Source organism: Pseudomonas sp. AK181 (assembly GCF_051122975.1).
GTDB lineage: Bacteria > Pseudomonadota > Gammaproteobacteria > Pseudomonadales > Pseudomonadaceae > Aquipseudomonas > Aquipseudomonas lactis.
On sequence record NZ_CP146348.1, the window covers coordinates 3150656 to 3169469 of the forward strand.

Annotated in this window: 15 protein-coding genes; 7 read left to right on the top strand and 8 right to left on the bottom strand. The window is 60.1% G+C overall.

Features of this window, described 5'->3' with window-relative positions; translation table 11 throughout:
* Positions 1–13 precede the first annotated feature (13 nt).
* Complete coding sequence (locus V8689_RS14440) at positions 14–1663, bottom strand: AMP-binding protein (protein ID WP_056783216.1); 1650 nt, start codon at positions 1661–1663, stop codon at positions 14–16.
* 377 nt (positions 1664–2040) lie between these two features.
* On the opposite strand from V8689_RS14440, the gene V8689_RS14445 reads away from it, so the two are divergent.
* The 4 genes from V8689_RS14445 to V8689_RS14460 all read left to right on the top strand — a co-directional run bounded on the left by V8689_RS14445 (position 2041) and on the right by V8689_RS14460 (position 7439).
* Entirely contained in the window at positions 2041–2934 is an 894-nt protein-coding gene (locus tag V8689_RS14445; RefSeq protein WP_056783218.1) for a bestrophin family protein, read from the top strand.
* Positions 2935–3004: 70 nt separating this feature from the next.
* Positions 3005–4063, top strand: coding sequence for a tetratricopeptide repeat protein (locus tag V8689_RS14450; protein WP_056783219.1), 1059 nt, complete (start codon positions 3005–3007; stop codon positions 4061–4063).
* Positions 4064–4269: 206 nt separating this feature from the next.
* A complete protein-coding gene (locus tag V8689_RS14455; RefSeq protein ID WP_056783222.1) occupies positions 4270–5769 on the top strand; it encodes an ATPase domain-containing protein in 1500 nt (499 codons plus the stop codon).
* The gene (locus V8689_RS14460) at positions 5769–7439 is read left to right on the top strand and encodes an ATP-binding protein (protein ID WP_056783225.1); all 1671 of its coding nucleotides are present in this window, start codon (positions 5769–5771) and stop codon (positions 7437–7439) included. Before V8689_RS14455 ends, V8689_RS14460 begins: the two co-directional genes overlap by 1 nt.
* Positions 7440–7502: 63 nt before the next feature.
* Here V8689_RS14460 and V8689_RS14465 read toward each other — a convergent pair whose 3' ends face one another.
* From V8689_RS14465 to V8689_RS14485, 5 genes are all read right to left on the bottom strand, one after another.
* On the bottom strand, positions 7503–7880 hold the full coding sequence (locus V8689_RS14465) for a response regulator (RefSeq protein ID WP_032897270.1): 378 nt from the start codon (positions 7878–7880) through the stop codon (positions 7503–7505).
* 78 nt (positions 7881–7958) lie between these two features.
* Positions 7959–9152 carry a hybrid sensor histidine kinase/response regulator gene (locus tag V8689_RS14470; RefSeq protein ID WP_056783226.1) on the bottom strand — a complete coding sequence of 398 codons (1194 nt, stop codon included), beginning with the start codon at positions 9150–9152 and terminating at the stop codon, positions 7959–7961.
* Complete coding sequence (locus tag V8689_RS14475) at positions 9146–9745, bottom strand: chemotaxis protein CheB (protein WP_056783228.1); 600 nt, start codon at positions 9743–9745, stop codon at positions 9146–9148. Before V8689_RS14475 ends, V8689_RS14470 begins: the two co-directional genes overlap by 7 nt.
* On the bottom strand, positions 9742–10572 hold the full coding sequence (locus V8689_RS14480; RefSeq protein ID WP_177342988.1) for a CheR family methyltransferase: 831 nt from the start codon (positions 10570–10572) through the stop codon (positions 9742–9744). The genes V8689_RS14475 and V8689_RS14480 overlap by 4 nt, the downstream gene beginning before the upstream one ends.
* Positions 10573–14070: a response regulator gene (locus V8689_RS14485; protein WP_056783230.1), complete on the bottom strand. Its 3498-nt coding sequence runs from the start codon at positions 14068–14070 to the stop codon at positions 10573–10575.
* A gap of 262 nt (positions 14071–14332) precedes the next feature.
* Here V8689_RS14485 and V8689_RS14490 point away from each other — a divergent pair, with 262 nt between their 5' ends.
* Both V8689_RS14490 and V8689_RS14495 read left to right on the top strand, forming a co-directional pair.
* The gene (locus V8689_RS14490) at positions 14333–14686 is read left to right on the top strand and encodes a response regulator (protein WP_056783232.1); all 354 of its coding nucleotides are present in this window, start codon (positions 14333–14335) and stop codon (positions 14684–14686) included.
* A 114-nt stretch (positions 14687–14800) separates the two neighbouring features.
* On the top strand, positions 14801–16201 hold the full coding sequence (locus V8689_RS14495; protein ID WP_056783234.1) for a DUF1254 domain-containing protein: 1401 nt from the start codon (positions 14801–14803) through the stop codon (positions 16199–16201).
* A gap of 54 nt (positions 16202–16255) precedes the next feature.
* On the opposite strand, the gene V8689_RS14500 is transcribed toward V8689_RS14495, so the two are convergent.
* Positions 16256–16927, bottom strand: a complete 672-nt coding sequence (locus tag V8689_RS14500) for a DUF3313 domain-containing protein (RefSeq protein WP_056783235.1) — start codon at positions 16925–16927, stop codon at positions 16256–16258.
* A gap of 190 nt (positions 16928–17117) precedes the next feature.
* Between V8689_RS14500 and V8689_RS14505 the strand changes: the two genes are divergently transcribed.
* Positions 17118–17831, top strand: a complete 714-nt coding sequence (locus V8689_RS14505; RefSeq protein ID WP_056783237.1) for an aspartate/glutamate racemase family protein — start codon at positions 17118–17120, stop codon at positions 17829–17831.
* Positions 17832–18175: 344 nt separating this feature from the next.
* Here the strand turns inward: V8689_RS14505 and V8689_RS14510 are convergent, their stop codons facing one another.
* Positions 18176–18688 (bottom strand): GNAT family N-acetyltransferase, encoded by a 513-nt coding sequence (locus tag V8689_RS14510; protein WP_056783239.1) that lies wholly within the window; start codon positions 18686–18688, stop codon positions 18176–18178.
* Positions 18689–18814 lie beyond the last annotated feature (126 nt).

The following is an 18814-nucleotide window of genomic DNA, read 5'->3' on the forward strand; positions in this document are numbered from 1 at the left end:
CCTTTTAAAGAGATCACGCCACGGCCGCCTGGGCCTTGACTATTTCCTGATTGCGCAAAATAAAGCGTTGCAGCTTGCCGCTCGGGGTCTTGGGCAAGTCGCTGACAAATTCGATTTCCCGTGGGTACGCATGGGCGGCCAGGCGCTGGCGCACATGCAGGCGCAACTCTTCAGCCAGCTCCGGGGTGGCACGGTATTGCTCACTGATCACCACAAAGGCTTTGACCAGCTCGGTGCGCTCCGGGCAAGGCTTGCCGACCACCGCAGCCTCGACCACCGCCGGGTGCTCCACCAACGCACTTTCCACATCGAAGGGGCCCACGCGATAGCCGGATGTGGTGATCACGTCGTCGCTGCGCCCGACAAAGCTGATGCTGCCGTCCGGGTTCAGCTCCACGGTGTCGCCGCTGAGGTAGTACTTGCCAACGAACGCCTTGGTTTTCACGCCGTCGTATCCGGCGAACCAGCACATCGGCGATTGCTCACGGTCGATGGCCAGAATGCCGGGCTGGCCGGCCGGCAGCTCTTGATGGTTGTCATCCAGCACCACGATGCGATGCCCGGGCGAGGCAAAACCCGCCGAACCCACGTGCACCGGATGCGCCAGGCCATGGTGGTTGCACAGCACCATGCCCAGCTCGGTCTGGCCGTAATGGTCGTGGATGGTCACGCCGAGGTTGTCGGCGAACCAGCGGATCACCTCCGGGTTCAACGGCTCGCCGGCGCTGCTGACGATGCGCAGCTTGCCCTTGATCGAACGCGCGAACTGTTCGCCACCGGCAATCAGCAGGCGATACGCCGTGGGCGAACCCGTCAGGTTGGTGATTGCGTATTTATTGATCACCCGGCAGGTGCTTTCCAGGGTGAACGGGCCATCGTAGAAGGTGATCGGGTGGCCCATGGACAACGGCCCGGTCACGCCGAAATAGATGCCATAGGCCCAGCCAGGGTCTGCGACGTTCCAGAACGCGTCCTCGGGGCGCAAGTCCACGGCGTCGCGCATGTAGCCCTGGAACGCGACGATGGCCTTGAGCGGCACCGACAGCGCCTTGGACGGGCCGGTAGTGCCCGAGGTGAACATCAGCAGGAACGGCTCCTCTGCGCCCAGCAGCACCGGCTCGCAGTGAGAAGAGTAATGGGGTAGTTCGGCCCAGAAGCTGTAATCGCCACGCACGATGCCTTCGCCCTTGGCCCCGGCCACCGTGACGATGGTCGGGCAGTCGGCGACTTCAGCCAACTTGGGGCGGTTCACTGCATCGGTGACCACCAGCGCCGCACCGGAACTGTTCAAGCGGTGTTCAATCGCCTTGGGACCGAACGCGGTAAACAGTGGCTGATAGACCGCGCCGATGCGCCAGGTTGCCAATACCACCACCAGCAATTCGGCGGTACGCGGCAGCAGGCCCGCCACCTTGTCACCGCGCTTGACGCCCTGGGCTAGCAGGAAGTTGGCGAAACGTGCAGCCTGCTCCTGCAACTCGGTAAAGGTCGAGGTGGCACTACGCCCGTCCTTGCCTTCCCAAAACAACGCGATACGCCCCGGCAGCGCGTGACGATCACAACACTCCACACAGGCATTGAGCGCTTGCAGATTGCCGGCCAGCGCGGCGTCGACGGTGTGCTGGTAATCAAACTCGGTGGTGGCAGCCAAATACTCACGCATCGCTTCCTATCCTTCTGTGTTTTTATTTTCAGGACGTTTACAACTCGAAAAAAGCGCTGAAATAGTCGCTCCAGAGCGGCGTAGCGGCAATGGTCAAAGCTTTCAACTTGGCTGACTGGTTTGGCCAGTCCATAGTGAAACGCGGGGGGCTTTTTCGCTTTCCTGTGAGAGCGGGCTTGCCCGCGAAGACGGCGTGTCAGTCACCCCATCTGTCACTGCACCACCGCTTTCGCAGGCAAGCCAGCTCCCACAGGGTTATGTACTCCCGGCTCCCACGTTAGTCATTGAGTCGACTGATCAGACGGTCGATCCAAGTGATTGGACGCTCCGGGTGCCAGCTTCTACCCTGATGATCTGCACCGCCACAGAAGCCCGCCATGATCGTTCGCCCCAAACCCAACGTCCTGGGTATCCTGTTCTCCCTCAAAGGCTCCATTGCCAAGCGCATTGCCTGGCGCAGCCTGTTGGTCACACTGTTGGCCTCGGTCATCGTGCTGGTGGAAACCCTGCACCCCGCCTATTTTTCCAAGGTCAACGCTACGCCCTTCACCTTGTTGGGCCTGTCACTGTCGATCTTCATGAGTTTTCGCAACAACGCCTGCTACGACCGTTGGTGGGAGGGCCGCAAGCAACTGGGGCAAATGGTCATTGACGTGCGTTCGCTGATTCGCGAGACCCAAGTACTGGGCGACACCGCCGAGCGTGCTGGCCTGCTGCGCGGCCTGTGCGGTTTTGCCCATGGTTTGGTCGCGCATTTGCGCCATGAAGATCAAGCCCGGGCGATACACCCTTGGATCACCGTGCCAGCCAGCCACCCCAACCTGTCGGACAACGTGCTGCAAACGGTCGGTGCCCGCTTTTCGGTCCTGGCCCAACAGGGTGTGATCAGCGAATGGCGCTACACCCAGCTGGAAAGCCGGTTGGTCAGCCTGAGCCAGGTGCAGGCGGCGTGTGAGCGGATCAAGACCACGCCACTGCCCTTCCCCTACACCCTGCTGTTGCACCGCACCATCTACCTGTTCTGCATCCTGCTGCCGTTCGCCATGGCCGAGCCACTGGGCTGGTTGACGCCGGTGTTCACTGCGATCGTCAGCTACACCTTCTTTGGCCTGGATGCTATTGGCGACGAATTGGAAGACCCTTTTGGCTTTGACGAAAACGACTTGCCGTGTGACGCCATCCTGCGGACATTGGAGCGTGAGATTCTCGCCGCCCTTGGTGAAGTCGACCTGCCGCCTGCGTTGGAACCCGCGGACTACGTGCTGACCTGACGCGGGTTTGACACTCGCCTCGCACTGACCGAAGCTTGGAACTTTGCTGCCCAAGCTTTCGGACGCCTGCATGTCAAAGTCACGCCGTTACTCCATCATCGGCCTGTGCGCCCTGTTGCTGATCGTACTGATCACCTGGTTTTTCTCCCGCACCCCGGCAGTGGCCGTGCCCCCGGCCATCGCCCATGGCTATTCCAAGGCCTTGAAGCAGGCGCACAACGGCGAGCCCGGCGCCGCGCGTGTGTTGTACCAACAGTTGGGCCGGCCGGACCTGTCGCCCGAGCGCCGCGCCGCCTTGCATGCTGAATTACCCAATTACCCCAGCCCCCAGGCGCTGAAGTTGGCCGATAAAGACCTGGCCAATGAATCGGCGCTGGTGCGCGAGGCCGCGATTCACAGCATCGTCGGCCTGGTGCCCACTGGCCAACGCACCCTGCTGCTCGGCCCGGTGCTGGACGACCCCGAACAACCGGTGCGCTTTGCCGCCGCCAACGCCTTGCTCGGCCTTTCGCCCGATACCCTGGGCTTGTACTTTGGCCCCCTGCAGCAGGTGCTCGATGAATTCGTAAAGACCCTCAAGGCCCAGCCCGAAACCGCTGAAGGCTGGATTCAGTTGGCGCGCTTGTACATCCACAGCGCCCTGCTGCCGGAGGCGCAAAACGCCCTGGAGCAGGCAATGCGTTTACAGCCGGACAACCTGCAAGCGGTGGTATCGCAAATCGAACTGCTGGACAAGCAAGGCAAGACCGACGACTCGCGCCAACTGCTGGCCCGGCAACTGGCGGCACACCCCGAGTCGGCCTACCTGCAACATGCCTTGGGGATGTGGTTGCTGCACCATGGCGAGCGCCCCTACGCCCTGCTCGGCCTGTCCAAGGCGGTGGAGCTCGCGCCGGACAATGCGGATTATCGCTACGACCTGGCCACCACCCTGCACGCCCAGGACGAAGTAGAGGCGGCCCAGCGCCAGTTGGAAGAAATCGTCCAGCGTGATCCCGCCAACCGCAAAGCCCGCGTGTTGCTGGTCAATTACTGGAAAGAGACCGGGCAGTTGCAGAACGTGCAGGTGCTGCTCGCCCAACTGGAGCAACAAAACCCCGATGATCCGGCGCTACAGCAGGGCCTGTAGGCGCGAGCTTGCTCGCGAAGATCGTTAACGATAACGCGGGGTGCCTGGTTCACAGTGGCGCCATCCGGATCTTCGCGAGCAAGCTCGCTCCTCCCTTCGTACAATTCATCCAAAACGTTGAACCGCTACGTGCCACTAGGGTCAAGTGAATATGGCGCGTCCCAATCGGCGCGCCCCTCTACTTGTACGTGACCTGAGGGCACTTCTTGAGTACATCCAATCAGCTGTTGAGTGAAAAGGCCGCCACCGGCATCGAAGGTCTTGATGACATTCTTGCCGGCGGGCTATCGCGTAGCCACGTGTTTTTGCTTGAGGGCGAACCCGGCACCGGTAAAACCACCGTGGCCCTGCACTTCCTGCAGGCCGGTGCAAAGAACGGCGAACGTTGCTTGTATATCACCCTGTCCGAAACCGAGCACGAATTGCGCCAGGGCGCCAAATCCCATGGCTGGGACCTGGATGACCATATTCATATCTTCGAACTGACCCCGCCCGAAAGCCTGCTCAACGCCGAGCATCAGCAAAGCCTGCTGTACTCCTCCGACCTGGAACTGGGCGAAGCCACCCGCCAGATCTTTGAAGTGGTGGAACGGGTCAAGCCAACCCGCGTGGTGGTCGACAGCCTGTCGGAGATCCGCCTGTTGGCGCAAAGCTCGTTGCGCTATCGCCGGCAGATCCTGGCGATCAAGCACTACTTTGTGCGCTATGACGCCACCGTATTACTGCTGGATGACCTGACCACCGAATCCCTGGATAAGACCGTGCACAGCGTGGCCCACGGGGTGATTCGCCTGGAGGAACTGACTCCCAACTACGGTGCCGAGCGTCGTCGCATCCGCGTGGTGAAATACCGTGGCCAGAAATACCGTGGCGGCTTTCACGACTTCACGATCATGGGCGACGGCATTCACGTATTCCCGCGCCTGGTGGCGGCCGAGCATCGCGGCGGTTACAACCGTCAAACCTTGAGCAGCGGTATCGAGGAGTTGGACTCGTTGCTCGGCGGCGGTATCGAGACCGGCTCCAGCAGCCTGATTCTCGGCCCGGCCGGTACCGGCAAGTCGCTGATCTCGATGATCTTCGCCGCTGCTGCCGTGGCCCGTGGCGAAAAGGCTGCGCTGTTTATCTTCGATGAAGAGCTGGGCCTGCTGTTCGAGCGTATGAAGAACATGGGCATTGACCTCGCCGCATTACAAGACACCGGCAACCTGCTGATCGAGCAGGTCGACGCCGCCGAACTCTCCCCCGGCGAATTTTCGCACCGGGTGCGCCGCTGCGTGGACGAGCGCGGCATCAAGACGGTGGTCATCGACAGTATCAACGGCTACCAGGCCGCCATGCCCGAAGAGAACGCGCTGATCCTGCATATGCATGAACTGTTGCTGTACCTCAACCGCCGCGGGGCTGCCACCTTCATGACGGTGGCCCAGCACGGCCTGGTCGGCGACATGCAGACGCCAGTCGACATCACCTACCTGGCTGACACCGTGATCCTGCTGCGTTATTTCGAGGCTCTGGGCAAAGTTCGCCGGGCCATTTCGATCATCAAGAAGAGAACCGGCTCCCATGAGTCGACTATCCGCGAATATCGCATCGGCAGCCGTGGCATGACGGTGGGTGTGCCTCTGGATAACTTCCAGGGTGTACTGCGCGGCATTCCAACCTATATGGGCGCCGGTTCCCCCCTGCTCAAGGATGAGGGCTAGTGCCGGCCCTTTCTCCCGTCTCCGAGCGCGCCATCGTGCTGGCGCCCATGGGCCGCGATGGCTCATTGGCGCTGATGATGCTAAACGAAGCCGGCTACAGCGGAATCGTCGCCAGCAGCCTGGCCGCCCTGTGCGAAGAGCTGACCCAAGGCGCCGGCCTGCTCATCATTGCGGCTGAAGCGCTACGGGGCGTCGACCTTGAGCCATTACTTGAGCTGTTGCATCAGCAGCCGGCCTGGTCCGACCTGCCGATCGTGCTGATGACTCAACATGGCGGCAAAGAGCAGAACGGCTCGACCCGGCTGAGCGGCTTGCTGGGTAACGTCACGTTTCTGGAGCGGCCATTCCATCCCATCACCCTGATCAGCCTGGTCAGCGCCGCCCTGCGCGGTCGGCGGCGCCAATACGAGGCGCGGGACCGGTTGATTGACTTGAGCGAGAGTGAACTGCGGCTGCAGCGCACCCTGGAAACCCTCGAGCAGCAAGTGGAAGAACGCACCGCCCAACTGCGTCACAACGAAGAAGCCCTGCGCCAGTCGCAAAAAATGGAAGCCGTCGGCCAGTTGACCGGCGGTATCGCCCATGACTTCAACAATATGCTTACCGGTATTATCGGGAGCCTGGAACTGCTGCGCCGACGTGTGGCGCGAGGCAAACTGGATGACCTGGACGGCCTGATTGACCTGGGCGTGACCTCCGCCAACCGCGCGGCCAGCCTCACCCACCGACTGCTTGCGTTCTCCCGTCGACAATCGCTGGACTCCAAGCCCGTGCAGATCAACCAGTTGGTCGCGGCCATGGGCGAATTGTTGCAACGCAGCATCAACGAAAGCATCAGCCTGGACATGCGCTTGAGCGACGCCTTGTGGACGGCCGAAGCCGACCCGAACCAGCTCGAAAGCGCCCTGCTCAACCTGGTGATCAACGCGCGCGACGCCATGCCCACCGGTGGCACGCTCAGGGTGGAAACCACCAACCGCCACCTCGACAGCGTCTTCACCGCCGCCTACGGCACCCTGACGCCGGGCGATTACGTAGAGCTGAGTGTCAGCGACAACGGTTGCGGTATACCGCAACACTTGATGGGCCGCGTGTTCGATCCGTTTTTCACCACCAAACCCATCGGCCAGGGCACAGGGCTGGGGCTGTCGATGATCTACGGCTTCGCTCGCCAGTCTCGCGGGCATGTGACCATCCACAGCGAAGTCAACAAAGGCACGACGGTCAGCTTGTTCCTGCCGCGTTTTATCGGCGAGCCCCAAGCTCAGGAGCCACTCAACCCGACATTGTTGCCGTTTGCCAACGCAGGGGAAACGGTGTTGATTGTCGAGGATGACCCCGCTGTACGCGTGTTGGTCAGCGCCGTGCTCAAAGAACTGGGGTATGGATTTATCGAGGCTGGGGACGCGAATACGGCGGTGCCGATCATTGAATCCGAGCAGCGCATTGACCTGATGATCAGCGATGTCGGGTTACCCGGTATGAATGGCCGGCAATTAGCGGAAATTGGCCGGCAAATTCGCCCTGAACTCAAGGTGTTGTTCATTACCGGGTATGCCGAGCATGCGGCCGTACGTGGAGGGTTCCTGGACCCTGGCATGCAGTTGATCACCAAGCCGTTTACGTTCGACCTATTGACCGCCAAGGTCCGAGAAATGATCAGAGCCTAGGGCGGTCACGCCACCTAATAAAAGAATAACGTCGAGATGCGCAGGGTCTCAAGGTGTGCGGTATTACGCCAATAACCGCTGGATATGCTCCTGCAGCGTATCCAGATCGAACGGCTTGGCCAGGATCGGCGCATTGCGCGTGATGGGGCTGTGGCAGTCCAGAATTTCCTGCGGGTACCCGCTGATAAAGATTACCTTCAGCTCCGGACGCAATTTGATTGCCGGCTCGGCAATCTGCACGCCCGAGATCCCACCCGGCAGGCGGTAATCGGTGACCATCAAGTCCAGATGCGGCTTGGTCGCAAGGATTTCGAAGGCCTGCTCCCCGTCGATCGCCTTCAAGACCCGGTAGCCCAAGCCTGCCAGGTACTCGCCCAGCACAAACATAATGGATTCGTCGTCCTCGACGATCAGTACGACATCTTGTGCATCTTCACTCATGGGAAGCCTTTGTCCGGTCAATTGCTGCAGTTACGACCATGGGGTCACGCAGAGGTTGCGTCGGGGTGACGATTGATTTCACTCGGCCACTTCCAGGGGCAGGCACACCCGGAACAGGGCGCCCTCACCTATCTGGCTCTCGACCTCAATTGTGCCGCCATGGGCCGCCACGATCTGTTCGGAAATAAACAGGCCCAGGCCCAGGCCGGCGGCGGAATGGTTGGCCGAAACCCGTTCGAACTGCTGAAAAATACGCTTCTGGTTCTCCTCGCTGATACCGATGCCATGGTCGCGCACCTCCACCCGCGCTTCGCCATGCTCGGTATACACCCGCACCTGCACCGGGCTTTTGGCCCCATAACGAAGGGCATTGGTCAGCAGGTTAGTGACCACTTGTTCGATACGAAATTCATCCCAATAACCTTCCACCGCACCTTCGGCCTGCAACTGCATCGACGACTCGGCGGCCGCCACTTGCGGCGCGAAGTTATCGACCAGGTTGCGCACCAGTTGCGCCAGGTCAATATGTGCCGGGCGAATCGACAGCTTGCCCGTGCGGATACGCGACACGTCGAGCATGTCCTCGATCAGGCGGATCAGGCTCTGGATCTGGCGCTCATCGCGGTCAACCATGGCGTGCATCTTGTCCAGGGTGAACGCCGCGGCGTTGTCTCGGGCCAGGTGCATCTTGCGCAGTTGGGTCTCCAGGATCAGCCCGTTGAGGGGCGTGCGCACTTCGTGGGCGACAATCGACATGAAGTCGTCACGCATGCGCACCGCTTGTTCCAGCTCAGCCTGGGTGGCTTGCAGGCGCGTGAGCAATAACTCCTGCTCGCGTCGGCTGCGCTCCAGTTCCTCGACTTGCAGCTTCATCGCCTTGCTTTGGCGATACAGGTCGACGAACACATTGACCTTGCTCTTGACCGCATGGATATCCAAAGGCTTGTGCAGGAAGTCCACCGCGCCGCTTTCATAGCCTTTGAAGGCGTAGTTGAGTTCGCGGCCAGCGGCGCTGACGAACACGATGGGGATGTTCTTGGTCTTTTCGGTGCCGCGCATCAGTTCGGCCAGTTCGAAACCGTTCATGCCAGGCATCTGCACGTCGAGGATCGCCATGGCGAATTCATGTTCCAGCAACAGGGACAACGCCTCGTCGGCACTCAATGCCTTGAAGACCTGGCGATCCTCACGCTTGATCAGCGCCTCGAGGGCCAGCAGGTTTTCTGGCAGATCATCAACGATCAGCAGTTTGGCCTGGACAGTACTTAACATGGGAAAGGTTCCAGGGAAGCCAGCAATGAGCCGATTCGGCTCAAGGAAAGAATATAGTCAGGTGTGTGCAAGGCCAAGGCCGCCAGGGGCATGACGGCAATGCGTGCCTCTTGTGGGTCCTGCACGATGGTAATGCCACCCGATTGCTTGACGTGGGCCAGGCCGCTTGCGCCGTCCTGGTTGGCGCCGGTCAACAAAATGGCGAGCAGGCGGGGCCCATACACATCGGCCGCCGAGGAAAACAGGTAGTCGATGGCGGGCCGGGAATGGTGCACGCGGTCTTCCTGGCTCAGGGACAGGCTGCGGTCCAGCTCTACTGACAGATGATAACCGGGCCCGGCAAAGTACAAGGTGCCCGCCTCTACGGCTTCTTTGTCCCGGGCCTCCTTGACCGGGATGTTCAGGCGCCGCGCAAAGACTTCCGCCAGTTGGCTACGGCGTTCATCCGGCAAGTGCAGCACGGCAATGATCGGCAGGCCGAAGGTGCTCGGCAACTGGCCGAAAATACTCAGCAACGCCTCAACGCCGCCGGCGGAAGCGCCGACGACGATAGCTTCGATCCCGCGAATCGGGGTGTCTGGCGCGTCGCTCATGATTTTCGGTAGATCCGTTCCTGCTTGACCAAGGGCTCGAATTGCTTGCTGTAGGCGGAAAAATCCAGGGTCTCCTTGCTGCCCAGCACCAAAAAGCCGCGATGACACAGCGACTCATGAAACAAGCCGAACGCTCGATCTTGCAATTTTTTATTGAAGTAAATCAATACGTTACGACATGAAATTAATTGAGTTTCTGAAAATACACTGTCGGTCGCCAGGCTGTGATCGGCAAAGGTCACGTTCTCGCGCAATGTCTTGTCGAAGATCGCGTAATCGTAAGCCGCTGTGTAGTAGTCGGCAAATGAACGTTGCCCGCCGGCCTGCTGATAATTGGCGGTATAGGCGCGCACGTTCTCCAAGGAAAAGATGCCCTGCTTGGCTTTCTCCAGCGACGCCGGGTTGATGTCCGTGGCGTAGATGATGGTGCGTTCCAGCAAGCCTTCTTCACGCAGTAGGATGGCCATGGAATACACCTCCTCCCCCGTGCTGCAGCCAGCGATCCAGATCTTGATCGACGGGTAGGTCTTGAGCAACGGCACCACTTCCTGGCGAATCGCGAGGAAGTGCGACGGGTCGCGAAACATCTCGCTCACCGGGATGGTCAAGAACTGCAGCAACTGCATGAACGCGGCCGGGTCGTGCAACACGCGTTCTTGCAGTGCGGAGATGGTCGCGCAGTCGAACTGGCGCAAGGCATGGGCCACGCGGCGTTTGACCGACGCGCCCGAGTAGTCGCGAAAGTCATAGCTGTACTTGAGGTAAATCGCCTCGATCAACAGGCGCAGCTCAATATCGCTGCTCTTATCCAAGAAACACCGCTCCACTTAAATGCGTTCCATCTTCGGTAGCCATACGCGAATCAGTGAGAACAGGCGGTCCAGGTCAATCGGCTTGGCCAGGTAATCGTTTGAGCCTGCTGCCAGGCAACGTTCCTGATCGTCCTTCATGGCCTTGGCCGTCACGGCAATGATTGGCAGTTTTTTCCAGCGTGGGTCCTGGCGGATCAAGGCCGTGGCCTCGTAACCGTCCATCTCCGGCATCATCACGTCCATCAGCACCAGGTCGATATCGTCCACTTCATTGAGTCTGTCGATGGCCTCCTGGCCGTTACGCCCGATCACCACCACGGCGCCTTTGTGCTCCAGGGCGCTGGTCAGGGCGAAGATATTGCGCACATCGTCGTCCACCAGCAGGATTTTGCGCCCTTCGAAGACCTTGTCGCGGCTGCGGGCGGTCTTGAGCATCTTCTGGCGGTCATGGGACAACTGGGATTCGACTTTGTGCAGAAACAGCGTGACTTCATCCAGCAGGCGCTCGGGCGAGCGCGCCCCCTTGATGATGATCGAGCGTGAATACTTGCGCAGTTCGGCCTCTTCGTCCCGGGTCAGGTTGCGCCCGGTGTAGACGATCACCGGCGGGAACGAGCAGATATCCTCGGTTGCCATGCGCTTGAGCAGCTCGTTACCGAGCATGTCCGGCAGCTTGAGGTCGATGATCATGCAGTCGTAGATATTGCTGCGCAGCAGGTCGAGGGCCTCCTGGGCAAAGCCTACGGCGGTGATCTCGATGTCATCGTCGCCGATCAGGCGGGCAATGCTATCGCGCTGCAGGTCGTCGTCTTCCACCAGCAGGATGCGCTTGACCTTCTGGGTCAACTTGGCTTCCAGGCGCGCGAATACGTCCTTGAGTTGTTCGCGGGTGGTGGGCTTGACTGCATAACCGATGGCGCCCATGTGCATGGCGGCTTCGACGCGGTCTTCCACGGAAATCACGTGCACCGGGATGTGGCGCGTGTTGGCGTGTTCCTTGAGGCGCTGCAGCACGGTCAGCCCGGAATGGTCGGGCAGGCGCATGTCCAGCAGGATGGCATCGGGGATGTACTGCTCGGCAAGGCTGTAGCCTTCGTCGGCACCGTGAGCGACCAGGCAGTGGTAACCCAGCTCGTGGGCGAGGTCGAACAGGATGCGCGCAAAATTCGGCTCGTCTTCCACCACCAGGATGCAGCGGGTGCTGAACGGTGCTTTTTCGCGGTCGTCGGCAAAGCGTGGGATCAGCTTGGCGTCGGCCACCGGCAATGGCGACACCTTGACGGGCGCCGGTGCCGGCGCGACCACCACTTGGCGCGGTGGCTCGATCGGCGCCGCGTCCTCGTCGCGTTCGACGTACTGTTCGGGCAACACCAGCGTGAAAATACTGCCTTTGCCCGGTTCGCTGGTCACGCTGATATAGCCGCCCAGCAAGGTGGCCAGGTCACGGGAGATCGACAAGCCCAGGCCCGTACCGCCGTAACGGCGATTGGTGGTGCCATCGGCCTGGCGGAAGGCTTCGAAGATGCTTTCTTGTTGATCCGGGGCGATACCAATGCCGGAATCGCGCACCGTAAAGGCGATGCCCTCCCCCGGCGCGCGGGACACCGACAGGCTGACCTCGCCCTGTTCAGTGAACTTGATGGCGTTGGACAACAGGTTCTTGAGGATCTGCTCCAGGCGCTGGCGATCGGTAAACAGCAGGGTTGGCGAGCCTTGCTGCACGTCCACCTGGAAGCCCAGTTTGCGGTCCATTGCCAGCGGCTCGAACATGCCGCGCAGGCCATCCACCAGGCGCTCGACACTGGCATTTTCCGGGCGCATTTCCAACTTGCCGGCTTCGACCTTGGAAATATCCAGGATGTCGTTGATCAGGTTGAGCAAGTCATTGCCGGCTGAATAGATCGACTCGGCAAACTTGACTTGCTCGGCGCTGAGGTTTTCCTGGGGGTTATCTGCCAGCAGTTTGGCCAGGATCAGCGAGCTGTTCAGCGGTGTGCGCAGCTCGTGGGACATGTTGGCCAGGAATTCGGACTTGTACTTGCTGGAACGCTGCAGCTCATCGGCGCGGTCTTCCAGCTCCAGTTGGGCCTGGTTAAGCTCGATGTTCTTGCGGTCCATGGCGTCGCGCTGTTCGGCCAGGGTCTGGGTCTGTTCGGCCAGTTGCTCGTTGGTCTGCTCCAGCTCAGCCTGCTGGGTTTCCAGGTGGGCCTGGGACTCCTTGAGGATGCGCGACTGTTCTTCCAACTCTTCGTTGGCGGTCTTGAGTTCTTCCTGCTGCACTTGCAGTTCTTCGTTGAGCTGCTGGGTCTCGGCCAGCACTTCCTGCAAGCGCTGGCGATAGCGCGCGGCTTCGATGGAGGTGCCGATATTGCCGGCGATCAGTTCCAGCAGTTCAATATCGCGCTCATCCAGCGGGCGCAGGAAACCCAGCTCGACCACGCCATTGACACGGTCGTCATCGCTGGTAGGCACTACCAGTACGCTACGGGTCGCGCCCTCGCCCAGTCCCGAGCTGACCTTGAAGTAATCCACCGGCACATCATCCAGGCGAATCAGGCGATCGCGCTGGGCGGCCTGCCCGACGATGCCTTCGTCGCTGTAGATCGACTGTTCCTGTTGTTCCTGTTCGCGGGAGAAGCCATAGGTGGCCACGCGCTTTAGACCGCCGTGTTCTTCGCGCACGTACAGCGCCGCGACGGCCGAGCCCATGTACTGGGCGAAGAACTGCAGGATATTGCGCCCCAGCATGTTCAGGGTCAGTTGGCCCAGCACTTGCTCGGCCAGTTCGGTCTGGCCATTGCGCAGCCAGGCAGTTTGCTCCAGGCGCCGGGCAATCTTTTGTTGTGACGCGAGGTTTGCACTGTAACTCTTTGAAAGTGAAATTAAATTCTTCCGGCCAATGTAGGCCAGAAAACCACTCAGCCCCAGTACAAACAGCAAATACAGCGTGACACTGATCACCGTCGTGCGGGTGACCTCGGCATTACGGGTGATACGGAACTGCTGTTCCATCGCCACCGCGTCTTCGTATTCCTTGCGAATCTCATCGGTGAGCCGCTTGCCCCTGCCCGCCTTGACCGCGCCACGATAATCACCGCTGTTGCGCTGCAGCTCAATCATCGACTGTGCGTAGTTGTTCCATTCGGTCTGCAGGGTTTCCAAGCGCTTGAGCCGGTCAACCTGCTGCGGGTTGTCGGCTACCAGGTCTTGCAGGTTGCGCAGGTCGGCAATGATCCGTGGCTTGGCCACTTCGTACGGATCCAGGAAATGCTCGTCACCGGTGATCAGGAAGCCGCGCATACCTGTTTCCAGGTCAACCGTCAGTTTGGACGTCTCATTGAGGTTGTTAATGACGCGGTCGGTGTGCTCCACCCACTGGATCACCGAAAGCAAATAGGTAATCAGGCAGACGAAAAACACCGCGCTGAGCACGCCCACGCCCAAAGGCAGGGCCACGTTTCGGCTCAGCAGGGTACGAAAGCTTTTTTCATCGACGGACGACGCGGGTGTCATGGGCATGCCTTGGCCAAATGCGGAAAAGCCGCAAGTTTGCCCGAACAACCTGGCTAAAAGCTATGTTTGTGCGTTGATTGGCTGCGGATTCGGTCAAGCGCATGGCGCCGGCACCTTTGTGAGTCAGCACGCAAGCTGACGGGACTTTTTGCGCCGCTAAGGTCACAATGCCACCAATTGCTTCGGAACTTGCTGGCATTGTTATCACTCACAATCTTGTTGCCTTTAAGCCCAGCGCCCTCACTGTTCAGGAAAGTTCACTATGTCCCACGCCTCCACCATCCTTGTAGTCGAAGACGACGCCATCGTGCGTATGCTGATCGTCGATGTCCTCGAAGAGTTGGAGTTCAAGGTGCTCGAAGCCGCGGATGCTGAGGAAGCATTGAAGATGGTGAAAGATACCGGCCAGATCATCGACCTGATGATGACCGACGTCGGCCTGCCGGACATGGACGGCAAACAGCTGGCAACCGAAGTCCGCGAACTGCGCGCCACCCTGCCGATTCTGTTTGCCAGCGGCTACGCGGAAAATATCGATGTGCCCGCCGGTATGCAGGTGATTGGCAAACCGTTCTCGATTGATCAATTGCGTGACAAAGTCAAATCCATGCTGTAACGCCCGTCCCCCGTCGTCCTTTGCAGAGATTAACGTGACGTCCGGCCAATAAAACAGGAAACTCAGCGCCTTCACGCCACGCTCTCAGATAGCATTCAGGAAGGACGCAACAACATGATTGGAAAACCGACGCGCCTGCTGTTGGCGAGCCTCTCGATTTTCATGAGCTCCGGCGCCTGGGCTGACTTCACTGCAAGCCCCGGCGAAGCCCGGGCCATCGCCAAGGAAGCCTACCTGTACGGCTTTCCCGTGGTGCAGATGTACAAGACGCTCTACACCCAGGCCGTTGATAAAGGTGGCGCCCACTTCAAGGCACCGTTCAACCGAATCGACAATAGCGCCCAGGTGTTGACGCCCAAGGACACCGCAATCACCACCCCGAACGTCGACACGCCCTATTCGTTCGTGTGGATGGACCTGCGCAAAGAGCCTTTGGTGCTGACGCTGCCCAAGATCGAAGACAACCGCTACTACTCGGTACAGTTGATCGACCTCTACACGCAGAATTTCGCCTACCTGGGTACCCGCAGCACCGGTAATAACGGCGGCCACTACATGATCGCCGGGCCAGACTGGAAAGGTCAGCAGCCGGTGGACATCGACCGTGTGGTCTACAGCGAAAGCAACATCGCCTACGCCCTTTACCGTACGCAGCTGTTTGATGACAAAGACTTGGGCAAGCTCAAGCAGATCCAGAGCGGCTACAAGGTGCAGGCGCTGAGCAGTTATGTGAAGCAACCCACGCCTGCCAATGTGCCGAAAATCCAATGGCCCAAGCCGATGGCAACCATGACCGAAGGCCCGCAACTGTTTCGCTACCTGAACTTCATGCTGGCCTTTGCCGCGCCCCAGGACAGTGAAAAAGACCTGCTGGCGCGCTTTGCCAAGATCGGTATTGCGCCGGGCGCGCCGTTCAAGGTGAACCAGTTGACTGCCGAGCAGCGCAAGGCCCTGGAGGACGGTATCGCCGATGGCCGCGCCGAATTCGCCGCGTTCAAGAAGACCAAGGTCGATACCCACCAAGTGACCGGCGCAGACCTGTACGGCAGCCGCGACCACCTGCAAAACAACTACCTGTACCGCTACGCCGGTGCCGAGCTGGGAATGTTCGGAAACTCCAGTGATGAAGCCGCGCACTTGAGCTACGTCATCGACAGCGAGGGCAAGCCGGCCAATGGTGCGCGCCACAGCTACACCGTGCATTTTGCCAAGGACCAGCTGCCGCCGGCCGATGCGTTCTGGTCGCTGACGATGTACGACGCCAAGACTAAATTGCTGGTGCCCAACCACAAGAAGCGCTACCTGATCAATTCGCAGATGCTACCCACCCTCAAGCTTGACGCCGAGGGTGGCTTGACCCTGGCACTGCAACACCACGAGCCTCCCAAGGCTGAGCAGAGCAACTGGTTGCCGGCCCCGCCCGGCCCGTTTTATGCGGTATTGCGCATTTACCTGCCCAAGCCTGAAGTCGCCAGCGGCCAGTGGAAGCTACCAGCGTTGACGCCGCTTAAATAATCACGGCGAATAAAAAAGCGCGGCGGGCGATACCCGCCGCGCTTTTTTTTTGACTCAGTGTTTTTTCAGTTTCACGTAAGACTGGTGCAGGTCGGACGCCCAGCCGTCGATGACGCTTTTTACATCGTCGGCTTTCATCACCTGGGAGTCATTGGCCAGCGGCTTGCCGGTGCCTTTGCGCACCACTTGGGCCAACACTTTATGAGTGCTGCCATCGAGGAACTGCGCCTCGGTGCCCAGGGTGGTTTCCTGGTCGCGAATGCCGGTGCCGGTGCTCACTGCCGCGGCCACCAGGGCGACGGGAATAAACTCATAGGGCTTGAGGCTTTCGGTTTTGCTGCTCACGGCGGTAATCGCCGCCCTTACCACGATCACCCCGGGGCCTGGGGCGTTGGCCACGGGCAGCGACTGGGCCAGCTCGCGCTTGAGCGCCTGGTTGTAGTAGTCGTTGATGCCGCGCAACGTGCTCTCGGGAATCCGGGAGGTGGCTTGGGGCTTGGGGTAAAACTGGGTGGGCTCGATGTACACCGCCGTGTAACGGCTCAAATCCAGTTGTGGATCAACCCAGCGCATCACCTCTGCCCCCGACGGTGACTTGGCTTCCTTGAGCTGGCTGTAATTGGAGAGGAACCCTGAATACTCATTCGGTTGCACCACCTTGCTCGCGCAACCGGCCAAACCGAGCGAGGCAACGCACAGTGTGCCGATCATTAGCCTTAGCTTCATTAGTGAACTCCCTGGCGACCATCATCGTGAGAACGAGTGGTAGGTATAGCCAATATTGGGGCATTGCACCTTATTTTACGTAGGGCATCACTCAGATTTGAACTGCTCCGGTAAATTGGCTGGCAACTGCATATGACTCGTCAGCCTTCAATGGGTAAGGTGAAGCCACACTTTTTGTCCGGAGCATCACATGCGCACCATCGGCCTTATCGGCGGCATGAGCTGGGAGTCCAGCGCCGAGTATTACCGCCTTATCAACCAGCGCGTGCGCGACCAGCTCGGCCCGCTGCGGTCGGCGCAAGTGTTGATGTACAGCGTGGATTTCGGCCCGGTGGAACAGGCCCAGCATGCCGGGCGTTGGGACGATGCCGCGCTGATCCTGGAAGATGCCGCGCGACGCTTGCAGGCCGGGGGTGCTGATTGTGTGGTGCTGTGTACCAACACCATGCATTTGGTGGCGCCGCGCATTGAGGCGGCGGTGTCGATCCCCTTCCTGCATATTGCTGATGCCACGGCGGCAGCGGCTCTGGAGGCCGGGACCTTGACGGTGGGCTTGCTGGGTACCGCGTTTACCATGGAGCAGGACTTCCTTAAATCGCGCCTCGCCGCCCAGGGGCTCACCGTACTGGTGCCCGACGCGGAGGAACGCAAGGCGGTGCACCGAATCATCTATGAAGAGTTGTGCGCGGGCGCCATCAGTGACGCCTCGCGCCAGGTGTATCAGCGGGTGATCCAGACACTCGCGGCACGCGGCGCTCAGGCGATTATTCTCGGCTGCACGGAAATTTGCCTGCTGATCCAACCGGAGCACAGCGCCCTGCCACTGCTGGACACCACCGCGCTGCATGCGCAGGCCGCGGTGGGGTTTGCCTTACAGGGAACAGGTATCGCCACAACTTTGTAGCCGCTACCTAAACCCAATATCCTGGTCGGCTGTCAGGCCCCCTTCGCGAGCAAGCCCGCTCCCACAGGAAATCTGTGTCGGGCGCCGATTTTGTGAGCAATGCATGACCCGTGTGGGAGCTGGCTTGCCTGCGAAGGCGGTGGTTCAGTTAAAGGCTCAGTGGCTGACACACCGCCATCGCGGGCAAGCCCGCCCACAGGGGATTTGTGTCGGGCGCTGATTTTGTGGGCCATACATGACCAATGTGGGGCCTGGCTTGCCTGCGAAGGCGGTGGTTCAGTCAAAGATTCAGTGACTGACACACCGCTTTCATCGAAGTTGTATAGATCCCTATGCTTACCGGATCAAGCCGATGTGCGCAGGCGCGCCATGCTGAAGGTGTCGACAAACACACCATCACGCAGGGCATAGTCGCGCAACCGCCCTTCCACTTCGAAGCCGAACTTGCGGTACAGGTTGTGCGCAGCTTCGTTGTCGGCGTAGACCGTCAGCTCCACACGGCGCAGGTTCATCCAGTTGTCGGCCACCTCCAGCGCAGCCGCCAACAGCCGCGAACCGACGCCCTTGCCCTGCCACGCGGGCGCCACGCCCATACCCAATGAGCCAACGTGGCTCTGGCGTACACGCAAGTACTGCTCAAGCCCTAGTTGACCAATCACCTCAGTACCCTGCACCGCCACCAGCTGCAGGCGCCGCTCGTTATCCATCACCAGGCGCTTGCGCCACATCTCAACCGACTGAAAAGGCATTTGCAGCACCTGACGGCAAACAGCCGGTTCGTTGTAGAGCGCGGCGACGCCCTCCAGGTGGGCCTCGGTAAAACGCTGGATCACGATAGACGGTTCAGGTATGTGCATTGCATTTCATCCTATGAAAGACAGGTGGCCGACCAGTGTAGAGGCTAAGTCGCGCACCTGACGAGCCGGAGTTTTCCCACCGGCCAACCAGCACCATCCTGCATCTGAACGATGGCGATCCCTGCG

What these genes read in the sequence shown, in the direction of transcription:
- V8689_RS14440 (WP_056783216.1), bottom strand. Translation starts at nt 1,663, where the DNA reads ATGCGTGAGTATTTGGCTGCCACCACCGAGTTTGATTACCAGCACACC.
- V8689_RS14445 (WP_056783218.1), top strand. Translation starts at nt 2,041, where the DNA reads ATGATCGTTCGCCCCAAACCCAACGTCCTGGGTATCCTGTTCTCCCTC.
- V8689_RS14450 (WP_056783219.1), top strand. Translation starts at nt 3,005, where the DNA reads ATGTCAAAGTCACGCCGTTACTCCATCATCGGCCTGTGCGCCCTGTTG.
- V8689_RS14465 (WP_032897270.1), bottom strand. Translation starts at nt 7,880, where the DNA reads ATGAGTGAAGATGCACAAGATGTCGTACTGATCGTCGAGGACGACGAA.
- V8689_RS14470 (WP_056783226.1), bottom strand. Translation starts at nt 9,152, where the DNA reads ATGTTAAGTACTGTCCAGGCCAAACTGCTGATCGTTGATGATCTGCCA.
- V8689_RS14475 (WP_056783228.1), bottom strand. Translation starts at nt 9,745, where the DNA reads ATGAGCGACGCGCCAGACACCCCGATTCGCGGGATCGAAGCTATCGTC.
- V8689_RS14485 (WP_056783230.1), bottom strand. Translation starts at nt 14,070, where the DNA reads ATGACACCCGCGTCGTCCGTCGATGAAAAAAGCTTTCGTACCCTGCTG.
- V8689_RS14490 (WP_056783232.1), top strand. Translation starts at nt 14,333, where the DNA reads ATGTCCCACGCCTCCACCATCCTTGTAGTCGAAGACGACGCCATCGTG.
- V8689_RS14495 (WP_056783234.1), top strand. Translation starts at nt 14,801, where the DNA reads ATGATTGGAAAACCGACGCGCCTGCTGTTGGCGAGCCTCTCGATTTTC.
- V8689_RS14500 (WP_056783235.1), bottom strand. Translation starts at nt 16,927, where the DNA reads ATGAAGCTAAGGCTAATGATCGGCACACTGTGCGTTGCCTCGCTCGGT.
- V8689_RS14505 (WP_056783237.1), top strand. Translation starts at nt 17,118, where the DNA reads ATGCGCACCATCGGCCTTATCGGCGGCATGAGCTGGGAGTCCAGCGCC.
- V8689_RS14510 (WP_056783239.1), bottom strand. Translation starts at nt 18,688, where the DNA reads ATGCACATACCTGAACCGTCTATCGTGATCCAGCGTTTTACCGAGGCC.